The 4426-nt window shown below is 70.5% G+C and carries 6 protein-coding genes; all 6 read right to left on the bottom strand.

The features are described 5' to 3' along the window. Positions 1-169 precede the first annotated feature (169 nt). Positions 170-928, bottom strand: coding sequence for a DUF1521 domain-containing protein (locus ABNT58_RS13475; RefSeq protein WP_348753982.1), 759 nt, complete (start codon positions 926-928; stop codon positions 170-172). Between the two features lie 122 nt (positions 929-1050). Continuing rightward, a complete protein-coding gene (gene sctT / locus ABNT58_RS13470; RefSeq protein WP_348753981.1) occupies positions 1051-1851 on the bottom strand; it encodes a type III secretion system export apparatus subunit SctT in 801 nt (266 codons plus the stop codon). A gap of 3 nt (positions 1852-1854) precedes the next feature. Next, the gene (gene sctS, locus ABNT58_RS13465) at positions 1855-2127 is read right to left on the bottom strand and encodes a type III secretion system export apparatus subunit SctS (RefSeq protein WP_250195464.1); all 273 of its coding nucleotides are present in this window, start codon (positions 2125-2127) and stop codon (positions 1855-1857) included. Positions 2128-2146: 19 nt separating this feature from the next. Then, a complete protein-coding gene (gene sctR / locus ABNT58_RS13460) occupies positions 2147-2794 on the bottom strand; it encodes a type III secretion system export apparatus subunit SctR (RefSeq protein WP_348753983.1) in 648 nt (215 codons plus the stop codon). Next, a complete protein-coding gene (locus tag ABNT58_RS13455; RefSeq protein WP_348753980.1) occupies positions 2791-3744 on the bottom strand; it encodes a hypothetical protein in 954 nt (317 codons plus the stop codon). The genes sctR and ABNT58_RS13455 overlap by 4 nt, the downstream gene beginning before the upstream one ends. Positions 3745-3752: 8 nt before the next feature. Next, the coding region (locus tag ABNT58_RS13450; RefSeq protein WP_348753979.1) for a response regulator at positions 3753-4426 on the bottom strand (674 nt) is incomplete at its 5' end.

Raw genomic sequence — 4426 nt, 5'->3', positions numbered from 1 at the left:
GCGCGGCCGACGTGGACGCCGAAGCGGGCGCAAGGCCTTGCAGGCGCGTCAGGGCGGAGGGGGCGATGGCGGACAGGTTCATGGCGTTGGCAGCAAGTGGGGGTCAGCCTAGGCGCCAGCGCGCTGGCGGGCCAGCCGGGGCGCGCCCCAGCTGGGGTCGACCCCAGGGTCAGTCGGCCTGGGCGCGGAACCAGCCGGTGGTCTCGCTGCGCGCCGTCAGCACGAAGGCCTGGCGCATGCGCTCCCCGCTGGTGGCTTCCACGCTGGCGGCCAGGCTGCCGATGAAGAAGATGGACAGCAGGCTGCCCATCTGGCGGAAAGCATCGGCGAACTGCGCCTGCAGCGCGCCGCCCTTCTTCAGGTCGGTCTCGTTGATGTACTGCTGGTCGACCTTGCGCACCTGGCCGGCGCTGTCCAGTGCCAGGAAGCCGCTGCCGAAGCGGTTCTCGTGCAGCACGTTGCCGTCGTCCACCGCCAGGTCGGCCAGGCGTCCCCAGCCCTTGGCTTCCTCGAATTGCAGGTCGCCGCGGGTGTTGCTGTCGATGCCGCTGACGTGCACCGCATAGTCTTCATTGGTGATGGTGACCTTGGACGACACCGTGGCCTCGGCATTGCCCTGCCAGGGTGTGGTCTCGATGGTCACCTTGGTGCCGTCGTCCAGCGCGAAGGTGGTGGTACCCCAGAAGTCGAAGCTGTGCTTGCCGTCGATGTCCACATGCGGGTCGCCCCAGATGCGGTAGTCCTCGCCGGTGTTCTTGTTCTGGATGCGGACGGTGTTGTCGTCGTCCATCGTGATGCGGTAGTTGTCGTTCTCGAACTGCACCTTGCCGCCCACCATCGTGGTGGCTGCGTTGGTGGGGTTGCCGGGATCGGCGGCGCGGGTGGCGAAGGCGCTGGCGGAGAGTGCCGCGGCAGACTGCACGTTCATGAGAAAGCTCCTGGTGGTGATCGTTGCGGCCGCCACTTCAGCAGGAAGCGCCGCGCCACGCATGCCCGGGCGTGCCCCAGCTGGGGTGCACCACAACGGCCGACCGGACCATGAAGCCCGCCCTACCCCGGCGGAAACAGCCGCGCCAGCGTGGGCAGCACCGCCGCGATGCGGCGCGCCAGCTCGTCGGCAAAGCCCTGCACCAGCGTGCCCAGCAGCAGCAGCCAGATGGCGGTGGCCGCCAGCGCCTTGAGCGACATCGACACCGCGATGACGTTGAGCTGCGGCGCATACCGGTTGACCAGGCCCAGCGACAGATCGACCGCGAACATCACCACCAGCGCGGGCGCAGCCAGCAAAAAGGCCAGCGCCATCAGCTCATGCAGATAGCCCTCGAACACGCGCAGGCCCTGCAGCTGCGGCGCCAGCCCGGTCTGCGCCAGCGGCCACATGCGAAAGCTCTCCAGCAGCACGCCGATGAAGAGCATGAAGCCGCCGCCGAACATGAAGAGAAAGCCCGCCAGCCGCCCCAGCAGCGCGCCGGTGACCGACACCTGCTGGCCCGACATCGGGTCCATCAGCTGGCCGTTGCCCACCGCCACCTTGGTGTCGACGATCTGCCCCGCGGCCTGGAAGGCCCACAGGAAGGCGGCCAGGCCGAAGCCCAGGGCCAGGCCCAGCACCGCCTCTCGCCCGAACAGCAGCAGCCACTGCCAGGCGCCGAAGCTGCCCAGCACCACCGTGGGCTGCAGCGCCAGCGTCAGGCAGCCCAGCGAGAGGAACATGGCATTGCGCACCAGGGCCGGCACCGTGTCGGGCGACAGCACCGGCAGCAGCACGAAGGCCACCGCGATGCGCGTGGTGGCCAAGCCCGCCAGCAGCGCCACGTCGCCCAGCGAGCCCAAGGGGGCGAACAAGTCCATCCGCTAACGCCGCACCATGCCGGCAAAGCCGCTCATCACCGTGTCGGTGTACTGCAGCAGCGTGCCGCCCAGCAGCGAAGCGGTGAGGAAGATGGTCAGCACGATGGCGAAGAACTTGGCCGCGTACTGGAAGGTCTGCTCCTGGATCTGCGTGGCCGCCTGCAAAAAGGCGATGACCAGGCCGATGATGGCCGCCACGATGACCGGCGGCGCCGACAGCAGCAGCACCAGCCACAGCGCCTGGTAGGTCAGTTGCAGGGCTTCGCTCTGCATCATGGGTGGGGTCTCCTCGGGCTCATGCGTAGGACAGCACCAGGCCGTGCACCAGCTTGATCCAGCCGTCCACCAGCACGAACAGCAGCAGCTTGAACGGCAGCGACACGGTGGTGGGCGTCAGCATCTGCATGCCCATGGACATCAGGATGTTGCTGATCACCAGGTCGATCACCAGGAAGGGCAGGAAGATCAGAAAGCCGATCTGGAAGGCGGTGGACAGCTCGCTGACGGTGAAGGCCGGCAGCACCACGATGAAGTCGCGCTCGCTGACCTGGGCCGCGCGGTCGGCGCTGAGCGACTTTTGCGCGGTGCGGTGGAAAAAGGCCCGCTCACGCGGGTGCGAATGGCGGATGAGGAACTCGCGCAGCGGCTCTTTCGCGCGGTCGGCCGCCGACAGCAGCGAAGCGGTGCTGCTGCCCAGGTCTTGGGTGTTGCCCACCCGCTCGGCCATCTGCTGGCCGACCGGGAACATCACGTACAGGCTGAGCACGATGGCCATGCCGTTGAGCACCACGTTGGGCGGCACCTGCTGCAAGCCCAGCGCGTTGCGCAGCAGGCTCAGCACCACGATGATCTTGGTGAACGAGGTCACCATCACCGCGACGAACGGCGCCAGCGCCAGCACGATGACCGTGACCAGCGCCGACGAGGGCGTGAACTGGTTCAGGTCCATGCAGGCACCTCTTGTTCGATGCCAGCGGCCGGCACCCAGGCCGCGCCCTGCAGCACCGGCACCACCTGGCCGGGTCGGTCGACGCCGGGGCCTTGCAGGCGGGCCAGGCCGCTGCGGGCGGCGGGGTGTGGCGGCAGGGGTGAGGCGGTGCCGACTTCCGATTCGGCTGCGGCGGGCCAACCCAGCAGGGCCGGCAGCGGCAGCCGCCACGGGCCGTCCAGCAGCACGCGCCAGGCCGCTTCTCTGGCCACGGAGTCCGGCTCATCGGCGCTTTGCCCGTGGCCGGGCCACCGCCGCTCATCGACCATGGGCCGGCTCGCGGCCAGGCCCAGCGGCGTGCCCGGGCCGCCCCAGGTGGCCGGCCAGGCCAGGCCCAGCGGCGGCGCGCACAGGCGCACCGGCCAGCGAGCCTCGAAAGCACCGGGCAGCAGCAAGGCGCCGGCTTGTGCACCGGCATCGGCGGGTAGCTGGTCGGCGCCGTAGCAGGCCAGCTCCACTTCCAGCGGCAGTGCGGGCCAGTGCAGCAAGGCGGCGGGGGCCGGCGGCTGCGCGGCCAGCCAGGCCAGCGGGCACCACAGCCGGGTGCCGGCGGGGGCCAAGCCCGGGGTGGCCGGTTCGGCGGCGATGGCGGCTTGCGGGTCGGCGGTGGTATCGGCCGCCGCGTGGGGCGTGGCGTCGGGGGTGGACCTTGCCTCGGACGTCACTGCACCGGGTGCACGCAGCGCCCCCGAGAACACCGCGCCGGCGGGGGCCGCCGGGGCCTCCGACCAAGGCTGCGGGTCCAGCGCCTGGCCGCACCAGGCCTGCAGTGCGGCCAGCAGCGGCTCGGCCTCGGCCAGGCGCAGCGCCAGGGCCACGGCGTCGGCATCGGTGGCCTCGTCGGCCGGCAGGTCCAGCAGCAGGCGGCCACCGGTCACTGCACAGCCATATCGCCAGAACGTCATGCCTTGGCTCATGCCACCCGGCCGCTCACCACCATGGTGATGAGGTGCGTGACCGAAGTGGCCTGCAGCTTGTCCATCACCCGCTTGCGGTGCAGCTCCACCGTCTTGATGCTGATGCCCATGCGGTCGGCGATGACCTTGTTGAGCGTGCCTTCCACCACCCAGCCCAGCAGCTCGCGCTCACGCGAGGTCAGGCGCGCCAGGCGCTGCTGCCAGGCCTGGCGGGCGGGGTCTTCGGCCACCGGTGCAGCGGCGGGCTCGGGCACCTGCACGGGCACCGGCACCACCGCAGCGGACGGCACCGCGCTGGCGTGGAAGGCGCGGTCCAGCGCTTCTTCCAGCGCCTGGTCGGCGAACGGCTTTTCCAGGAAGCTCACCGCGCCGCGCTGCATGGCCTGCACCGCCAGCGGCACGTCGCCGTGGCCGGTCATATAGACCACCGGCCAGGGCAGGCCCTGCTCACGCAGCCGGTCGTGCAGGTCCAGGCCGCTCATGCCGGGCATGCGCACGTCCAGCAGCACGCAGGCCGGGCCGGCCGGGCGTGCGCTGCGCAGGCCGGCCAGGGCTTCGGCCGGGTCGGCATAGTCCACCACCTCATAGCCGGCGCCGGCCAGCCACCAGTGGGCCGAGCTGCGGAAGTCGGCGTTGTCGTCGACGATGAAGATGGTGCGGGCCGGGGTAT

It is taken from the genome of uncultured Aquincola sp., from assembly GCF_964001545.1.
Taxonomy (GTDB): Bacteria; Pseudomonadota; Gammaproteobacteria; order Burkholderiales; family Burkholderiaceae_C; genus Aquincola.
The sequence above is the reverse complement of the archived record's forward strand: the minus strand, read 5'-3'. Positions and strand labels throughout refer to the sequence as shown.